This is a genomic window from Botryobacter ruber, assembly GCF_003347595.2.
Classification (GTDB): Bacteria; Bacteroidota; Bacteroidia; order Cytophagales; family Hymenobacteraceae; genus Pontibacter; species Pontibacter ruber_A.
On sequence record NZ_QCZK02000051.1, the window covers coordinates 59,864 to 77,465 of the forward strand.

Below are 17,602 nucleotides of genomic sequence, written 5' to 3' on the forward strand. Positions count from 1 at the left end.
GCACCATGCACTACAAAGCAGCGTTGCGCAGAAATTTTGTTCAACCAACACCTATAACCTTATACCAATGAGAAAACCATTATTTTTCCTGCTGGCTGCCGGCCTGCTCACCTTTGCCTCCTGCGACTCTCCCCAGGAAAACCGACAGGAAGAGACCGAAGACAGGGCTGAAGAGACTGCCGATGAACTAGAAGATGCAGCCGAAGAAACCGCTGACGAAACAGAAGACGCAGTCGAGGATGTAGAAAGACATTAACGCCACAGAGACAGGTCCACAGCCTGTCTCTTTTTTTATTTAACCCGGTCCTTTATGCCCCCAACCTTCGCTGCAACAGGCCATTCACTACCTGAAAGAGACGTTTTGGCTTAAACGTGCGCCACGGAAGTTCTTCCATCTCTCCCCCCGAATTAATGTAATAGTCCAGGCTGTAGTTCTTCATTTCCTCCAGCACAAAATCGCGGAAGCAGATGGCAGCAATCCAGCCATCCTCCACATCTTCAAACCATTCTTCATAATAGGAATCGTCGGAGCCGTGGAAGTTAAATACGTTCTCGCCTATCAGGATGAAGTGTTTAATGCCTTCCTGCACCAACGGGTCGATAATGTTGCGCTTCAGCTGCATGATGTCGTTGTTCAGCGCATCATTCCATTCCCCTATAAACTCAATTACGGTAAAGCCAAGGTCGTAGTCGGTGTAAAGAATTTTCAGGAACAGCGTTTCAGAATCCATATCATCCCACTGCGGGTGTATGTAATACCCGTAGATGTTATGGGTGAACTCCATTAAGCTGTTTTCTGCACCATACAAAGGAGATCGCGGATCCTCAGTGGCAGAATATAATTCCAGCCAGTTGTAGTAGGGCTCTATCGTATGCATGAGTAAAGTATAAATTAAATGCTGCCACTAACCGGTAAGGATGACCGGTACCAAACTAATTTACTAAAGCAGCAGCACAAAGTTGAAGGATTTGAGCAGATTTTTTCTGCTGCCCCAGCCACCATACCCTCTGCTGCTATTTCCCGGAAACAGGAACACCAACACAGGTCTGCCACAAAATTGTTACCTTTGCCTGACAATAAAAAATTATATACCACCCTTTGTTTCTGACGTTATCTATATGTTCAGGCAATCCGGAATACTAAATCCAGTTTTTATGTCAAAACATACTTACCTCCTGCTCATAAAGTCCCTGTTGCTGCTGCTCTTGTGCTGCAGTGCCGGCCACAGCGCCTTTGCTGCTCCGGATTATACTAAAGTGTATCATCCTGTTATTAACAACGCCGAATTAAGTATTGTGGCAGCAGATTATGAGGCGGCACTGCAGCATTACAAAGCGGCCTTTGCTGCCGTGCCGGAACCTTTTGCAAAAGACTATTACAATGCAGCAGCTTGTGCCGTACTGGCCGGAGACGAAAGCCGGGCCTACAAATACCTGAAAGAGCTGGTGCAGAAGGGCGTGGAGCTGGAGTATCTGCAAAAGCAGGAGGCATTCGCCCCGCTGCACGACACCAGGAAGTGGCGAAAGCTTGTAAAAAAGTATCCTAAAACGCGAAAGAAATTTACCGAGAACGCCAACCTGGATTTACGTGCCGACCTGGATGAGCTGTATGCCCGCGACCAGTACTTCCGGCAGGCCGCCGGTGGCCTGCGGGTTTACGGCGACACCCTCCGGAAAATAGAAACTGCCAATACCGAAATTTTACTCAACCTGATAAAGCAGCACGGTTACCCGGGCGAGGCACTGATTGGCGTAGCCGATACCATGGAACTGCTGCCCCGCTTCAGCATTGTGATACAGCGGCAGACAAAAGCCTTAAACGGCCATGACTTCACCACAATTTTAACCGATGCAGTGCGCCAGGGAAGAATAGCCCCGCACGCAGCGGCTTACCTGATAGAGCAGCAGCAAACCAACGACCTGTACAAAGTACGTGCGCTGGTAAAAGTAGCCTGCACCAAACCAAAAGACTGCGAAAAAGATCCCAAGCTCGCGGATATAAACAAATACCAGACAGAAAAACTGACCGAGCAGCAGGAGCAACAGGTAAACAAGCTTCGGCTGGCACTGGGAATGGAGCCCCTGGCCGACTACCGCAAAAAAGTACACTACGGCCTGAACGACAAACGCTTTAAACTGGAATACACGGGTGCCGTTGCCAACTACATTGTGCCAAGCAAAGAGGCTGCAAAGGTGATGCTGGAGGGGCTGGTAGCGGTGGAGTAGCGGCAAAGCAAATAAAGCTTTCTGCAGCTGCCACCACAGCCGCTGCTCCTCATTTATGGCAGAGACGGCTTACTTGCCATAAGCCGCAATAGCCGCCCGCACATTGCCATGTTTTTCCAGCAAGGCCGCTGCTTCTGCCGCTGATATCTGCAGTTCCTCTACGAGCATCCGCACGCCGCGGTCCACGAGCTTGAGGTTGGAGAGCTGCATGTCTACCATCTTGTTTCCCTTTACCCGCCCCAGGCGCACCATGGTAGCGGTAGTGAGCATGTTCAGGACGAGTTTTTGGGCGGTACCTGCTTTCATGCGGGTGCTGCCCGTCACAAACTCCGGCCCCGTTACCACCTCTACCGGGTAATCAGCGGCTTTGGCTACGGCACTGCCTGCGTTGCACACAATGCAGCCCGTAGCAATGCCGTGGCTCCGGCAGGTATTCAGTCCGCCGATTACGTAAGGGGTACGTCCGGAAGCTGCAATACCTACTACAATATCTTTCTCCGAAATATGATGCGCCTGCAGGTCTTTCCAGGCCTGCTCCGGATCATCTTCGGCAAACTCCACCGCTTTGCGTATGGCGCCATCGCCACCGGCAATAATGCCGATGACCATTCCATGTGGAACACCATACGTCGGCGGACATTCCGAAGCATCCACGATGCCCAAACGCCCGCTGGTGCCTGCGCCTATATAGAAGAGTCTGCCGCCCTGGCTAAGTTTCTCCACCGTTGCCTGCACCAACGCCTCCACCTGCGGTATAGCTTTTTCCACGGCCAGGGGCACAGTTTTATCTTCCCGGTTAATGTTCACCAGCAGCTCATGAACAGACATCTGTTCCAGGTGGTTGTAATGCGAAGCGGATTCGGTAGTAGACACGGTTTTTAGAGTTAGAGAGTTTGGGAGTTTGGGAGTTTGGGAGTTTAGGAGTTAGAAAGGTAGAGAGTTTGAAATTGTAGAGACGAAATGCTCGCGTCTCCTGCTAAATCTCTTACGCCTTTTCCTGGTTCAGCAGCTCCTGGTGGTATTTGATCAGCCCTTCGGTGGGGCTTTGGACAATGCTACCAACCTGAAGGCCGTATTTCTTAGCTATCCGGCGCAACTCCTCTGCAAAATGATACGCAACGGAGCCGGTAAAGTGAACAGGCACATCGTCAAAACCATCGTATTTACACACCTGGCTTTCGAAAAAATCAGAGAAGCTCTCGTAGATCATGGCACGTATAGCCGGGTTCTTCCGCTTTTCGAATATAAACTTAGCAAAAGTAGCCAGGTAAGTGCCGGGCATGGCAGAGCCGTAGACTGCCTCCATAATACCATCTTTGGTAAGATTGTAGCGGTTCTTCAGCGACTGCGCCAGCTCGTCGGGCAGTTCGCGGTAAAGGTACGCCCGGATAAGCATTTTACCCAGGTAAGCCCCGCTGCCTTCGTCGCCCATCAGGAAACCTAAGGAAGGCACACTATCCACAATGTTTTTGCCATCGTAGAGGCAAGAGTTGGAGCCGGTACCCAGGATGCAGGCAATACCGCGTTGGTGGCCACACAGCGCACGCGCCGCCGCCAGCAGGTCGTGCTCTACCTGCACCAGGCTGGCCGGGAAAGCGCTGTGCAAGGCTTCTTCCACACGTTTGCTGCGCTCAAGCGAGCTGCAGCCTGCGCCATAGTAGTAAATAACGGCTGGCGTAAAGCCCTGCAAATTAGGAAGCAGCTCATTTTTGAGGATAGCGTAAATCTGACCGGCATCCAGGTAATGCGGATTTATGCCGGTCGTCAGGAGCTGCGCCTGATCGCTGTTTGCATCTATCACACGCCAGTCTGTTTTCGTGGAGCCGCTGTCTGCTAGTAGTATCATAGAAGTAAAGTTCGGGCAGCACATGGTCTGCCCGCTATTATTATTTTAAGTATACCGAATCTTTCACAAGACCGATAGGAGTAAATTTATCCAGTACATTAACGGTGTGGGGCGCGTCTTTCAGTTCTTCCGTCAGGTCCTGCCCCGCCCAGTGTTCGTAATGGTTGCCCGTGTGCCACAACCTCGACTTCTTCACATCATAAATCACCCCTTTATAGGCAATCCAGACTTCGTCACGGTCCTGGCCGTTACGGAGGGCAAGTTGTTGCAGGGTATATTCGGGTAAAGAAGTCACAGATTTTATCGTGTTTTAGGTTCGGGAAAGGCGTATGGCAAAATAGCAGGCTTTTAATTCAGCTGCAGCTCCCACCATAGCCTCTGCAGCGCTTGTCAGCCGATGCGTGCCTGCGTAACCACCCAGCGGTGCGGCACTTCGCCCCGGGTTGCCTGCAGGTAATCTTCGTAGCTGCAGGGCACAATGCGGGCGCCTTTGTCGCCCGACAGCGCCTCTACCTCCAGCCACCACCGCTCGCTTTTCCGGCTTTTGTAGAACACCATCTTGTCGGGGTTGTCATGAAAAGCTACTGCGTATTTGGTGAATTTGTTACTGCTGAACTGCAATTCGTTTTTGCGGTGATAATAGCCTTCAATAAAATACCAGATCATGACAGCAATGGTCGTAGCCGCCAGCTTGTCCGGGTCCAGTTCCGGCTGGTACTCATAAATCCCAAGCGAGGTAAGGGTATCGGTCTGGCCGGCGTACCAGCAAAGCTGGCAAGCCTCCTCACCGGTTAACCCAAACGGGTTGGCGGGAGCATAGCCCGGTGCATCCTGAAAGCGGATAGCCGACACATCGAACGTGAGCAAGTCGGCAGTGCGTACCACCGGCTCCATTTCCTGCAGGTTCTTGTGCACCTCGCCCACGCGGTGCGCTTCGAAATGCAGCTTCTCCAGGGTTGCCATCACCTCCGGCTCCACCAGGTACGACTGGTAGCCAATCTGCCCGAAACTGAACAGGTAGTTGGGCTCGTGCATGAGTATCTGGCGCAGCTGTTTCTGGTTGGCACTGGCCTCAGGGTCTTCCGTCATGTCTACGCTGCTGTCTACGGTTACCATGTTCACCGGGCGCTCCAGGTGCTCGTAGCCCAGGTACTGCCCGTACTCCAGGTCGTGCGAGCCGCCGATTATTATAGGAACGGTGTTGTGCGAGATCAGCAGTTCCACAATTTCTTTCAGGCGCAGGTACGTATCTTCGAGCCGGATGCCCGGCCGCAGGTTTCCTAAGTCCACAATTTTGCAGCGGCCGCTGGCTTTGCTAAGCCCATACAGCTTTTCGCGCACCGGCCTGGCCGGGCGCAGCTTCTGCACCGGCTCTTCGGTATTGTCGCGCCCTCTTGCTTCGTCTATCCCAACGATCGCAATATCTGCTGCACGCCAGTCCGGGAACTTGCTCAGAAAACAGCTGATGTCGGCTCCCAGGCTGCGGGGCTTGTTGTACTTCAGGAAAGTATCTTCGTCTAACGGTTCAAAAAAAATAGAAAGATTCATGTGGCTGTATCCGAAAGCACCAAAATTAGTAAAAGTATAGAAGTAAATTTTATTTATCGTTCTTGAAGTTTTTTCTCACTTTTGCCCCTGTAACAACTAAAAGCAAGTAAACTTTTCTGAAATAGTAACGATGACAAATAAAATATTTTTAACTAACACTCGTAAGCAATAGGCAATAAAATATTTTTAGTTTACTTTGAAGCTTAGCTTTTATTATCACCGGAAAAAATAAAATAATGAAAAGCCTGTTCGTTTTCTTATTCCTTATTTTATTGGGCTTAAATGCTTGTTCCCAGGATGATTCCGAAGCTCAGGAACGGCCGCCCATCATTGACATGCACATGCACACGGGACTACCACACGAGGTACCCGCCGGGACACCAGCTCTTTGCCGTCCCGAGCCGTGTAAAGGTGATGGCCAGGCAACAATCAATTCCACCGAGCTGATGGAGAAAACGCTAGAACAGATGGACCGTTACAACATTATCAAAGGTTTTCTCAGCGGTGTTGATTTGTCAGCCGTCCAGGAATGGTCAAAGGCTGCTCCGGGACGCTTCATTGCATCCCCTTTTATCCTGAAAGCCGAAAGCTCCGAGCTGGAAAAGCTCAGACCAGAGTACGCAGCGGGGCGTTTTAACGGCATGGGTGAAATTGGGACACAACTCAATGGAGTAGCTCCGAACGATCCATCACTCGAACCCTATTTCAACCTTGCAGAGGAGCTCGATCTCCCGGTGCTCATCCACACATTAGGAATTGGGCCTTATATGCCTCATTTTCGCTCAGCTGCAGGTAGTCCCTTGCTTTTGGAAGAGGTGCTGACCCGCCACCCCAAGCTGCGGCTTTTTGTCGAGAATGCCGGGTACCCCTACCGGGATGAAATGATCGCAATGATGTACCAGTATCCTCAGCTCTACGCAGATGTATCTACGATAACATGGGTGATTCCGCGGACAGCCTTTTACGATTATTTGCAGACCTTTATCAGAGCCGGCCTTGGAAAGCGACTGATGTTTGGTTCTGACCAAATGGTATGGCCGGAAAAGATTGGCGTAGCGGTTGAAGCAATTGAACAAGCTCCATTTTTAACGGCCGAACAAAAGCGGGATATATTTTATAATAATGCCGTGCGCTTTCTTCGTCTTGAAGAAGCTGAAGATGATCCGATACCCCGAAACGAAGCAGCATGATTACATTTTTTGTTTTGGTTTATCGGAGTTTATATTCTCGGCTTATCTTGTTTCTGAGTTCAGTTTCACGAATAAAGAAACCTAGGCCAGTCATTGAACATCATGCAGGTCCCTTGCTCTCACCACCGGCCATTAGCAACTGGCGCATACCACCTGTCGTTCAGTTGTTCGAATTTAATTAATTACCTAAACTGCACTATTGCAAACGCATCCAAACACGCACACTATGAATGTTACGCGAACACTCGATCTTCTGCCTTACCAGTTGCAGCACTTCCCGCAGCCCGACTGCCTGGCAGCCAAAATAAACGGAGCATGGGTAAAATACAGCACGCAGGATGTACAGGACAAAGCAAACCAGCTCAGCCTGGGGCTCCTGAAAATAGGAGTGGGCAAAAACGACAAAGTAGCCATTGTGTCTTTTAACAGGCCGGAGTGGGTATTTGCAGACCTGGCCATCCAGCAGATAGGAGCTATCAGTGTGCCCATGTACCCGACCATTACGGAAGAAGATTACCGCTACATATTTAACGATGCCGAGGTAAAAGTAATTTTTGTGGCCGACAGCAATCTGTACCAGAAGGTAGATGCTGCCACCACCGGCATGGCCAGCGTGCAGGATATTTATACCTTCGACGAGGTGCGTGGCGCCAAACACTGGTCCGAGGTAATGGCCCAGGGAGAGGGCGAAGATGCCGCTAAACTCGACCCCCTGAAAGCTGCCGTTGCCCCGGACGACATTCTCACCATTATTTACACCTCCGGCACTACCGGCAACCCGAAAGGCGTGATGCTGACGCACAAGAACCTGGTCAATAACGTGCTGGGTACGCTGCCTTTTGTACCCGTAGACAGCAGCCACCGCGCCCTCAGCTTTCTGCCGCTCTGCCACATTTTTGAGCGCATGCTCCTGTACCTGTACCTGCGCATTGGTATTTCTATTTACTATGCAGAGAGTGTGGAGAAAGTAGCAGACAACCTGAAAGAGGTGAAGCCCCACATTTTTACCACCGTGCCCCGCCTGCTCGAAAAAGTATACGACAAGATTGTAGCCAAGGGCATGGAATTGAAAGGGGTGAAGCGCGGGCTGTTCTTCTGGGCGCTGGAGCTGGGCCTGAAATACGACACCCAAACCGACCAGGGCTGGTGGTACAACAAGCAGCTGGCGCTGGCTAACAAACTTATCTTCAGCAAATGGCGCGAAGCCCTGGGCGGCAACATCATTGCCATTGTGTCGGGGGGTGCTGCCTTACAACCACGGCTTGCCCGCATTTTCTGGTCGGCGAACCTGCGCGTCATGGAAGGCTATGGCCTTACAGAAACCTCGCCGGTAATTGCCGTGAACCGCTACGAACCCGAAAATAACAAGATTGGCACCGTTGGCCTTCCGATTGATGGCGTAGAAGTGAAGATTGCACCGGAAGACGGCGAAATCCTGACGCGGGGCGATTCTGTTATGAAAGGGTATTACAAAAAACCTGACCTGACGGACGAAGTAATTGACAAGGACGGCTGGTTTCACACCGGCGATATCGGAGAGATCGTAGACGGGAAATACATCAAGATTACTGACCGCAAAAAGGAGATGCTCAAAACATCCGGCGGAAAATACATTGCCCCGCAGGCCATCGAGAACAAGCTGAAAGAGTCGGTGGTGATAGAGCAGGCCATGGTGGTGGGCGAGGGACAGAAATATGCCGCCGCGCTCCTGGTACCTTCGTTCCTGGGCCTGCAGGACTGGTGCCAGCACAAGGGCATCCCGTACACCACCGACGAGGAAATGCTGCAGACACCCGAAGTGATTGATAAGTTTAAGCGTGAAGTAGAAAAGACAAATGCCAGCCTTGCCCAGTACGAAACGGTAAAACAGTTCCGCCTGGTGCCCAATGCCTGGACCGTAGACTCAGGCGAACTCACCCCCACTCTCAAGGTGAAACGGAAGGTCATCTACAACAACTACAAAGATCTCATCAACAGCATGTTCCGGTAAGAAGCTCTATACCTCTAGCATAATAACAGGATTTATTGAAACTATTTTAACTGGTTTGCTTACATAAGGAGCAAATGCGCTATGTTTTTGCTGATGCTGACCAAGGCCCTTATATACAGTGGGAATAGTTATTTATTCCCTAAATTAGTATGCAAGCATAACAATTTACACCTACCTTTAGTATAACGAAAAAGCAGGATATGAAGCCAGAAGAAACCGTTGACTACCACATGAAAGTAGGCTGGCATGCCGTAGCCCGCATGTACAATGCGGAAGCTGCTAAAAGCGGCATCACAACTGCTATCGGGTTCGTGCTGCTCAACATCAACCAGGAAACGGGTACGCCGGCCACTAAAATTGCCCCACTGATGGGCCTGGAAGCCAGGAGCCTTACCCGCATCCTGAAAAGCATGGAGGAGGACAAGCTCATCTACAGAGTGCCCGACGAAAAAGACAAGCGCCTGGTCCGCATTTTTCTTACGGAAAAGGGGCTGGAGAAAAAGGAAATCTCACGTAAAACAGTAAGGCACTTCAATCATAAAATCCGGGAAGCTATTCCGCCTGAAGAGCTGGACGTATTTTTCAGGGTTTGTGCCAAAATCACAAGCATGATTGAAAACAAAGAAATCTTCTGACACAACCTACAAGTATAAAGCTGCCATGAAAAGAATTATCAAGAAAGTAGCGGTGTTAGGTTCCGGCGTGATGGGCTCCCGCATTGCCTGCCACTTCGCCAACATCGGGGTGCAGGTACTTCTGCTGGATATTGTGCCGAAAGAGCTGCTACCGGAAGAACAGGCCAAAGGGCTGACGCTGGAGCGCCCGCAGGTGCGCAACCGTATTGTGAACAGTTCTTTGCAGGCTGCAGTTGCCTCCAATCCCTCTCCTCTGTACCGCAAGTCCGACGCCCGCCTCATCCAAACCGGCAACTTCGAGGATAACATGAAAGACATCGCCACCGCCGACTGGACCATAGAGGTGGTGGTGGAGAACCTGAAGATAAAGAAGCTGGTATACGACCAGGTAGAGCAGCACCGTAAACCCGGTACGCTTATCACCTCCAACACCTCCGGCATCCCGATACACCTGATGGCGCAGGATCGCTCCGACGACTTCCGGAAACACTTCTGCGGTACCCACTTTTTTAACCCGCCCCGCTACCTCAGGCTGCTGGAGATAATCCCGACCCCGGAAACCGACCAAAGCGTAATCGACTTCCTGCTGCACTACGGCGACCTTTACCTGGGCAAAACCACCGTACTGGCCAAAGACACGCCTGCCTTTATCGCCAACCGCGTGGGCATTTACGGCATTATGCAGACGCTGGCCGTTATGGAGAAAACAGGTCTGACGATTGACGAGGTAGACAGAATTACGGGGCCGATCATCGGCAGGCCAAAGTCCGCTACCTTCCGCACCCTGGATGTGGTGGGGCTGGACACGCTGGTAAATGTAGCCAACGGGCTTTTCCAGGCAGGGGAGCAGGACGAGTCGCGGGAGCTGTTTAAAATTCCGGCGTACCTGCAGCAGATGGTGGATAACAAGTGGCTCGGCGACAAGACCGGTCAGGGCTTTTACAAAAAAACAAAAGACGCCAAAGGCAAAACAGAAATCCTGACGCTCGACCTGAAAACGATGGAGTACGGTCCCAAGCAGAAGGTGAAGTTCCAGAGCCTGGAGGCGCTAAAGCCCATCGAAGACCTGCGGAAGCGGGTAAAGGCATTTTCGCAGCAGACGGATAAGGCTGCCCAGTTCTTCAACGAAACGTTGTTCGGGCTGTTCCAGTACGTATCGCACCGCATCCCGGAAATATCAGACGAACTCTACCGCATCGACGACGCGCTGCGGGCCGGCTTCGGCTGGGAATTGGGCCCGTTCGAGTACTGGGATATACTGGGCGCCCGCGAAACAGCGCAACGCATGACCGAAGCCGGTTACGAGCCGGCCGATTGGGTGCTGGACATGCTGCAGCACAACAAGGAGTCGTTTTACATAGTACAGAACGGCACCCGCCGCTACTACGACATCCAAACCCACGAGTACAAAGCCATCCCGGGCGCTGAAAACTTCATCATCCTGAACAACCTGCGCGAGAGCAAACTGGTCTGGAAAAATGCCGGCGCCAGCCTGATCGATTTGGGCGATGGCATCCTGAACGTAGAGTTCCACACCAAGATGAACACGATGGGCGGCGATGTGGTGCAGGGGCTGCACAAAGGCATTGAACTGGCCGAAAAAGAATTCAGGGGCATGGTAGTAGGAAGTGATGCGGCCAATTTCTCGGCAGGCGCCAACGTGGGGCTGATTTACATGTATGCGCTGGAACAGGAGTACGACGAGATCAACTTCATGATAAAGCAGTTCCAGGACACCATGATGCGCATGCGTTATTCGGCTATTCCGGTAGTAGGTGCGCCGCATGGCCTTACGCTGGGCGGCGGCTGCGAACTAAATCTGCACTGCGACCACATACAGGCTGCTGCCGAAACCTACATGGGACTGGTAGAGTTTGGCGTGGGCCTGATACCCGGCGGCGGCGGCACCAAAGAAATGACGCTACGGGCATCGGAAAGTTACGAGGAAGGCGACATCGAGTACAACACGCTCAAGAATATCTTCCTCAACATCGGCATGGCCAAAGTATCTACCTCCGCCAAAGAAGCTTTCGATTTAGGCTATATGCGCAGGGGCGATGGCATCACGATCAACAGCAACCGCCTGTTGGCTGAAGCAAAGGCACAGGCCATCAGATTGGCGGAAGCAGGCTACACCAAACCGGTTCAGAAAAACAACATCAAAGTGCAGGGCAAAGGCGCGCTGGGCATGTTCCTGACAGGAGCCAACGCCATGCTCACAGGTGGTTACATTTCGGAACACGACCGTAAAATTTCCGAGAAGCTGGCTTACGTGATGTGCGGCGGCGACCTGTCGTCGCCCACCGAAGTAAGCGAGCAATACCTGCTGGACCTGGAACGCGAGTCGTTCCTGTCGCTGACCGGAGAGCGGAAGACGCTGGAGCGCATCCAAAGCATCCTGACAACAGGTAAGCCACTGCGGAATTAGGTTTCGTTATTGGGAAATCGTAGGGGTACCCTTTACGGGTACCCAATCAATAGCGAACAATTATTACAGGCAAGGGCGTTTGAAATATTAACTACAGGAGCAGAGGCTATGGTGGCAGGTGCAGAAAAGTTTGTCTGAATCAGGATAGCATACTTTACTGCATCTCGCCCACAAGATCCTTCCAGGATGACAAAAGGAGATTAGAAGCAGGAGGGTGGGAAGAGCAGTTTAGCACAACATCAAGCTAGCAAACAACAGTTTAACAATTCAGTAATTCAACAATTAAAAATATGAACAATGCCTATATCGTAGCCGGGTTTCGCAGTGCCGTAGGGAAAGCGCCACGCGGGGTGTTCCGGTTTACCAGACCCGACGACCTGGCGGCTGATGTGATCAAGCATCTGTTGGCGGCTGTTCCTGCCCTCGACCCGGAGCGCGTAGATGACCTGATTGTAGGAAATGCGGTGCCGGAGGCGGAGCAGGGCCTGCAGATTGGCCGTATGATCTCACTGCTGGCGCTGCCCCTGTCGGTGTCGGGCATGACCGTGAACCGCTACTGCGGCTCCGGCGTAGAAACCATTGCCATGGCCTGCAACCGCATCAGCGCCGGTATGGCCGACTGTATTATTGCCGGCGGAACAGAGTCGATGTCGATGGTGCCGACGGCGGGGTGGAAGACGGTACCGAATTACAAGATCGCCAAAAACAACCCGGACTGGTACCTGAGCATGGGCCTGACAGCCGAAGCAGTAGCCAAAGACTATAATGTTTCACGTGAAGACCAGGACGAATTTGCGTACAAGTCGCACCAGAAGGCGCTGAACGCGATCCAAAACGGCTACTTTAAAGAGCAGATTGTGCCTATTACGGTAGAGGAAACGTATCTGGATGAAAACGGCAAAAAGAAGACCCACTCGTATGTAGTAGACACCGACGAAGGTCCGCGTGCCGATACTTCGCTGGAGAAACTGGCAAAACTAAAGCCTGTTTTTGCCATGGGTGGCACGGTAACAGCCGGTAACTCTTCCCAGACGTCGGACGGGGCTGCTTTTGTGCTGGTGATGTCGGAGCGTATGGTGAAGGAGCTGAACCTGGAGCCTATTGCCCGCCTCGTCAGCTACGGCACCGGCGGTGTTGATCCGCGTATTATGGGCATGGGTCCGATAGCGGCCGTACCAAAAGCCCTGAAAATGGCAGGCATGAAACTAGCCGACATTGACCTGATCGAAATGAACGAAGCCTTCGCGGCGCAGTCTATCGCCGTCATGCGCCACCTCAATTTCGACCCGGACAAGCTTAATATCAGCGGCGGCGCCATTGCGCTTGGTCACCCGCTGGGCTGCTCCGGCGCTAAACTGAGCGTGCAGCAGTTTAGCGAGCTGCGCCGTCTGGGCAAGAAATACGGCATTGTAACGGCCTGCGTTGGCGGCGGACAGGGCGTGGCCGGAATTTATGAACTCTTGAAATAAGCAGAAGTCACAGGTGCTCCGTATAACACTTCACCTTCTGCTTTAGCTGAAAAAGTAAAATAGTATGGCAATGGATAATGCAAAAAAGGCTGCCCCGGTAAAGGGCGGTGAATTTCTGATAAAGGAAACCTCTCCGCAAGACGTTTTTATTCCTGCTGAATTCGGGGAGGAGCAGCAGCTGATGGCACAGACCTGCCGCGACTTCGTGCGCGAGGAAGTTACGCCACTGCTCGACCGCCTCGACAACCACGAGGAAGGCCTGCTCGAAGGACTGATGAAAAAAGCAGGAGAACTCGGTTTGTTCGCTGTTTCCATGCCGGAGCAGTACGGCGGCCTGAATATGGACTTCGACACCTCGCTGCTCGTTACAGAGTCGGTGGGTAGCGGGCATTCTTTTCCGGTAGCCTTTGCGGCACATACGGGCATTGGCATGCTCCCCATCCTGTATTTCGGCACCGAAGCGCAAAAGCAGAAGTACCTGCCAAAACTTACCACCGGCGAATGGATCTCGTCCTACTGCTTAACTGAACCCGGCTCCGGTTCCGATGCCCTGGCAGCCAAAACCAAAGCAGTATTAAACGACGAAGGCACCCACTACATCCTCAACGGACAAAAAATGTGGATAACCAATGCCGGCTTTGCCGATGTGTTCATTGTTTTTGCACAGGTTGATGGCGACAAGTTTACCGGCTTTATTGTGGAAAAATCGTTTCCGGGACTAACGCTAGGCAACGAAGAGCATAAAATGGGCATCAAAGGCTCCTCCACCCGCCAGGTCTTTCTCTCCGATTGCCCGGTTCCAAAAGAAAACATTCTGGGCGAAATAGGCAAAGGCCACCTGATTGCCTTCAACATCCTGAATATAGGCCGCATCAAGCTTGGTGCTGCTACCCTGGGTGCAGCCAAAGGCGTAGCCGATTTGTCGGTAAAGTATGCCAACGAGCGCGTGCAGTTTAAGCTCCCGATTTCAAAATTTGGCGCTATTAAGCACAAGCTGGCAGAGCAGGCCATCCGCATTTTTGCTACTGAAGCCGCACTTTACCGCACGGGCATGGATATTTACCGTACAGAGCAGGAATTATTGGCAGCAGGCAAACCAGAGAACGAAGCCATGCTGGGAGCTGCCCGCGAGTTTGCCGTAGAGTGTGCCATCCTGAAAGTGGAAGGCTCCGAAATGCTCGATTATGTAACGGATGAAGGGGTGCAGATCTACGGCGGCTACGGCTACTCCGCCGACTACCCCATGGACCGCGCCTACCGCGACTCGCGCATCAACCGCATCTTCGAGGGCACCAACGAAATTAACCGCATGCTGATCGTGGATATGATCCTGAAGAAAGCCATGAGCGGCGAACTCGACCTGATGGGACCGGCACAGGCCGTGCAGCAGGAACTGATGGCCATCCCGGATTTCGGCACAGAGGAGGAAGGACTGTTTACAGCAGAGAACAAGGCCATCCGGAATATGAAAAAAGCCGTGATGCTGGTAGCAGGTACCGCCGTGCAGAAATTCATGACCACCTTAGCCAAAGAACAGGAAATCCTGATGGATATTGCCGATATGGTAATCAGGACCTATGTAGCCGAATCGACGCTGCTGCGCGTGCAGAAACTGATTGGCCTGCGTGGCGAAGAAGCTGTTGCCAGGCAGGTTGATATGGCAAAGGTAGTCGTGAACGATGCCGTAGATACTGTTTTTATGGCTGGGAAAGACGCCATTGCCGCTATGGCCGAAGGAGACGAACAGCGCCTGTTGTTCATGGGCCTCAAGCGCTTCACCAAGAAAGACCTGTACAACACCAAGGAAGCACGGCGCCGTATAGCAGCAGCGTTAATAGAGTCGAATGCCTATATTTATTAAGCTATATATTTATTTACGATTTTCTCAAAATCCGGCACATTTTGAGCCGGATTTTTTATTTTTAAAAGTACAAAAGTGATTTTTTGCCGCCTTTTTGAAACATCCTGACCAAAAATAAGATATTAGCTTTACCGATTCCGTATTAGGACAAACAGCTAAAAAATGTATGGGAGCAACATGTTTGATTCCCTTCTTTAATGAGAGGGAGCGTATAGCGCAGGTATTGGAAACAGTTACAAAGGTTAAGAATATAACGCAGGTACTCTGTGTGGACGACGGTTCTACAGATGGTACAGCCGCTTTTATTAAAGCCTATTGGCCTGCGGTAAAGGTGCTGCGCTTACACCAAAACCAGGGGAAGGCGGCTGCTATCAGGCATGGCTTAAAGGCTGCGAAAAATGAAATTATCCTTTTAATGGATGCCGACCTGCAGGACATACAGGCCGGTGAGATCTATGATGCTATCGCAGCGTTCAAACTCTACCAGTTGGATATGCTCATCCTCCGTCGCATCAACTCGCCGTGGTTTGTAAAGTGGTACCGCAGCGATATCCTGCTTTCCGGAGAAAGGCTGATCCTGAAAAGTGACCTGAAGAAAATCCTGTCGCAGCCGGTAGAGCGGTACCAACTGGAAGTGGCTATCAACAACTACATGCTGCACCACGGTAAAGAAGTGCGCTGGATGCCCTGGTCGGCCCTGAACACCTACAAAGTAGACAAATGGGGTGTGCTGGGCGGATCGCACAGGGAGTTTAAAATGTATGTGGAGATTGTAGGCTACGTAGGCCTGGTAAACATGGTGTTGCAGCTCACTTCTTTTGCCACTAAACGCCTGAAGCGGTCTGCCAAAAGCAGACCGGCACCACCCGTATACGCAGAGGCTATTTAATCAGGATACGGTTTAGCTGCAACGTCCCCGGCTTTTTGGCAGGTCTTGTTACGGCTACCATGTCTTTATCTGTAAACCAGGCGGTGTAGCTCTTCACATACGGCACCTCTCCGCTTTTGGCAATATTCAGGCCCAGGGCTACCGGCGCCTCCATCTGGCCGGTGGCAGTATTTATGCGGCGCAGGTACAGGTCGTATTTCCCGTTCAGCTCCTCCAGCGTTACCAGGCTAAGCGTATTATCGTGCAGGGAATAACGGTACGAGATGCCGGAGTAACCTTGTGCGGCAGGCGCTTCCTGCTGCTTTACCAGCACAGAATTCCAGGCAGGTGTCATGTATTCGTCGTAGGCGAACAGGTGCAGTTCGCGGGCAAAGAAAGGTGCATCTTCGCCACCGGCTGTAAATTTCTTCTCCGCAATAATAATCAGTTTATTATCCGGGGTTAAGATGAGGTCAGAGAAATAAATGTCTTCTAAACGCGATGCTTTGTTTGCTCCGTCCTTGTAGGCAGCATTTATTTTCTGCAGGTAGTCCGGCGTAAATTTAAACTTCTTGGCAAATATCATGTCGTTGGCATCAAAATCGAACTTGATCACCTTCAGACTCTGGTACATTCCGGTTGCTTCATCGGCTGTAAGCACTGTTCCGAACAACTGCCCGCTGGGCATCAGCTTATATTTGCTGTCCAAAATGTAGGTTAGTTTGCCGTTGAACCGGCCACCCACCAGCACCGACATCACTTTGGCATCCGTGTTCTTTACCGGGTACTGCCTTACGGTCAGGCGCTGCATCTGGTCTGAAATCAGGCTGACATACTGCTCACCGCTGTTGCTGACCTGGATATCGGCGGATAGAATATTGCGCATGTCGCCCAGGTAATAATTTACGTCTTTTAGGTTGGAGAAGTGGCTGTCGAACAACGTGCCGCTGATGCTTTTGATCTGCATGCCGCTGTCGGTGTGGTAGCGGTATACCAGCATTTTGGAGCCATCAGCCGATACGGCTACTCCTGCTCTCCTGCCGGCAGCAGGCGCTTCCAGCAGCTTAGTGCTTTTATTTAGTGCTCCTGACGTTAAATTTATCTGGTGCCCGTGCAGTTGCTGCGTTCCCTGCCCGTCGGTGCGGCGTGTGATGACAATAACAGCTTCGGGTGTCGTAAAGAAGGTTTCGATAGTTTCTTCGCCTGCCAACGGAACAGAAGCACTCCATACTTTTTTCAGGTCGGTATTGTAGCGCTCCACAGCATACGCGCTGGCTGACTTCTTATTTAACAAGATCAGGTCTTTCTGATTAAGGGTAAGCGCCTTATCCGGCAGCTTGCTGTTGAAAATATCTTCAGCGGGATCAGGAGTATAGGTGAAGGGAACCGACTCTTTCACTTTCGCCTGCGCCATGCTCAGCACCGGAGTGATTGTCAGTAAAAACGCCAGAATTCGAACGTACAGGTTATTTTTCACAGGTATAAACAGAAATAATAATCTAAATTAAACAGCTTTTAACGAACAGCAAAATTTTTCCTGC

15 protein-coding genes are annotated in these 17,602 nt (G+C 51.5%); 9 read left to right on the forward strand and 6 right to left on the reverse strand.

The window, feature by feature from the left end; genetic code table 11:
• The first annotated feature begins 67 nt into the window (after positions 1-67).
• Positions 68-256: a hypothetical protein gene (locus DCW36_RS16850; protein WP_114781972.1), complete on the forward strand. Its 189-nt coding sequence runs from the start codon at positions 68-70 to the stop codon at positions 254-256.
• A gap of 52 nt (positions 257-308) precedes the next feature.
• On the opposite strand, the gene DCW36_RS16855 is transcribed toward DCW36_RS16850, so the two are convergent.
• Complete coding sequence (locus tag DCW36_RS16855; RefSeq protein ID WP_114781973.1) at positions 309-878, reverse strand: hypothetical protein; 570 nt, start codon at positions 876-878, stop codon at positions 309-311.
• A gap of 277 nt (positions 879-1,155) precedes the next feature.
• Between DCW36_RS16855 and DCW36_RS16860 the strand changes: the two genes are divergently transcribed.
• The gene (locus DCW36_RS16860) at positions 1,156-2,226 is read left to right on the forward strand and encodes a TPR end-of-group domain-containing protein (RefSeq protein ID WP_114781974.1); all 1,071 of its coding nucleotides are present in this window, start codon (positions 1,156-1,158) and stop codon (positions 2,224-2,226) included.
• A 69-nt stretch (positions 2,227-2,295) separates the two neighbouring features.
• On the opposite strand, the gene murQ is transcribed toward DCW36_RS16860, so the two are convergent.
• The 4 genes from murQ to DCW36_RS16880 all read right to left on the reverse strand — a co-directional run bounded on the left by murQ (position 2,296) and on the right by DCW36_RS16880 (position 5,620).
• Positions 2,296-3,099: an N-acetylmuramic acid 6-phosphate etherase gene (murQ, locus tag DCW36_RS16865; protein ID WP_114781975.1), complete on the reverse strand. Its 804-nt coding sequence runs from the start codon at positions 3,097-3,099 to the stop codon at positions 2,296-2,298.
• 112 nt (positions 3,100-3,211) lie between these two features.
• Positions 3,212-4,072 (reverse strand): hypothetical protein, encoded by an 861-nt coding sequence (locus DCW36_RS16870; protein WP_114781976.1) that lies wholly within the window; start codon positions 4,070-4,072, stop codon positions 3,212-3,214.
• 40 nt (positions 4,073-4,112) lie between these two features.
• The gene (locus tag DCW36_RS16875) at positions 4,113-4,367 is read right to left on the reverse strand and encodes a cytochrome b5 domain-containing protein (protein ID WP_114781977.1); all 255 of its coding nucleotides are present in this window, start codon (positions 4,365-4,367) and stop codon (positions 4,113-4,115) included.
• Positions 4,368-4,462: 95 nt separating this feature from the next.
• On the reverse strand, positions 4,463-5,620 hold the full coding sequence (locus tag DCW36_RS16880; protein ID WP_114781978.1) for a formimidoylglutamase: 1,158 nt from the start codon (positions 5,618-5,620) through the stop codon (positions 4,463-4,465).
• 236 nt (positions 5,621-5,856) lie between these two features.
• Between DCW36_RS16880 and DCW36_RS16885 the strand changes: the two genes are divergently transcribed.
• The 7 genes from DCW36_RS16885 (at position 5,857) to DCW36_RS16915 (ending at position 16,082) form a co-directional block, all read left to right on the forward strand.
• On the forward strand, positions 5,857-6,810 hold the full coding sequence (locus tag DCW36_RS16885) for an amidohydrolase family protein (RefSeq protein WP_114781979.1): 954 nt from the start codon (positions 5,857-5,859) through the stop codon (positions 6,808-6,810).
• 226 nt (positions 6,811-7,036) lie between these two features.
• Positions 7,037-8,800 (forward strand): AMP-dependent synthetase/ligase, encoded by a 1,764-nt coding sequence (locus tag DCW36_RS16890; RefSeq protein ID WP_114781980.1) that lies wholly within the window; start codon positions 7,037-7,039, stop codon positions 8,798-8,800.
• A gap of 200 nt (positions 8,801-9,000) precedes the next feature.
• Positions 9,001-9,435 (forward strand): MarR family winged helix-turn-helix transcriptional regulator, encoded by a 435-nt coding sequence (locus tag DCW36_RS16895; protein ID WP_114781981.1) that lies wholly within the window; start codon positions 9,001-9,003, stop codon positions 9,433-9,435.
• 25 nt (positions 9,436-9,460) lie between these two features.
• Positions 9,461-11,863, forward strand: a complete 2,403-nt coding sequence (locus DCW36_RS16900; RefSeq protein ID WP_114781982.1) for a 3-hydroxyacyl-CoA dehydrogenase/enoyl-CoA hydratase family protein — start codon at positions 9,461-9,463, stop codon at positions 11,861-11,863.
• A gap of 290 nt (positions 11,864-12,153) precedes the next feature.
• A complete protein-coding gene (locus DCW36_RS16905) occupies positions 12,154-13,332 on the forward strand; it encodes a thiolase family protein (RefSeq protein ID WP_114781983.1) in 1,179 nt (392 codons plus the stop codon).
• Between the two features lie 70 nt (positions 13,333-13,402).
• On the forward strand, positions 13,403-15,193 hold the full coding sequence (locus DCW36_RS16910) for an acyl-CoA dehydrogenase family protein (RefSeq protein WP_114781984.1): 1,791 nt from the start codon (positions 13,403-13,405) through the stop codon (positions 15,191-15,193).
• Positions 15,194-15,359: 166 nt separating this feature from the next.
• Positions 15,360-16,082, forward strand: coding sequence for a glycosyltransferase family 2 protein (locus tag DCW36_RS16915; protein WP_114781985.1), 723 nt, complete (start codon positions 15,360-15,362; stop codon positions 16,080-16,082).
• Here the strand turns inward: DCW36_RS16915 and DCW36_RS16920 are convergent.
• Entirely contained in the window at positions 16,075-17,538 is a 1,464-nt protein-coding gene (locus DCW36_RS16920) for a hypothetical protein (RefSeq protein ID WP_114781986.1), read from the reverse strand. The genes DCW36_RS16915 and DCW36_RS16920 overlap by 8 nt on opposite strands.
• Positions 17,539-17,602: the final 64 nt, after the last annotated feature.

Coding starts and splice junctions, on each gene's coding strand:
- DCW36_RS16885 (WP_114781979.1), top strand. CDS start 5,857: ATGAAAAGCCTGTTCGTTTTCTTATTCCTTATTTTATTGGGCTTAAAT.
- DCW36_RS16860 (WP_114781974.1), top strand. CDS start 1,156: ATGTCAAAACATACTTACCTCCTGCTCATAAAGTCCCTGTTGCTGCTG.
- DCW36_RS16895 (WP_114781981.1), top strand. CDS start 9,001: ATGAAGCCAGAAGAAACCGTTGACTACCACATGAAAGTAGGCTGGCAT.
- DCW36_RS16850 (WP_114781972.1), top strand. CDS start 68: ATGAGAAAACCATTATTTTTCCTGCTGGCTGCCGGCCTGCTCACCTTT.
- DCW36_RS16900 (WP_114781982.1), top strand. CDS start 9,461: ATGAAAAGAATTATCAAGAAAGTAGCGGTGTTAGGTTCCGGCGTGATG.
- DCW36_RS16910 (WP_114781984.1), top strand. CDS start 13,403: ATGGATAATGCAAAAAAGGCTGCCCCGGTAAAGGGCGGTGAATTTCTG.
- DCW36_RS16870 (WP_114781976.1), bottom strand. CDS start 4,072: ATGATACTACTAGCAGACAGCGGCTCCACGAAAACAGACTGGCGTGTG.
- DCW36_RS16905 (WP_114781983.1), top strand. CDS start 12,154: ATGAACAATGCCTATATCGTAGCCGGGTTTCGCAGTGCCGTAGGGAAA.
- DCW36_RS16855 (WP_114781973.1), bottom strand. CDS start 878: ATGCATACGATAGAGCCCTACTACAACTGGCTGGAATTATATTCTGCC.
- DCW36_RS16880 (WP_114781978.1), bottom strand. CDS start 5,620: ATGAATCTTTCTATTTTTTTTGAACCGTTAGACGAAGATACTTTCCTG.
- DCW36_RS16890 (WP_114781980.1), top strand. CDS start 7,037: ATGAATGTTACGCGAACACTCGATCTTCTGCCTTACCAGTTGCAGCAC.
- DCW36_RS16915 (WP_114781985.1), top strand. CDS start 15,360: ATGGGAGCAACATGTTTGATTCCCTTCTTTAATGAGAGGGAGCGTATA.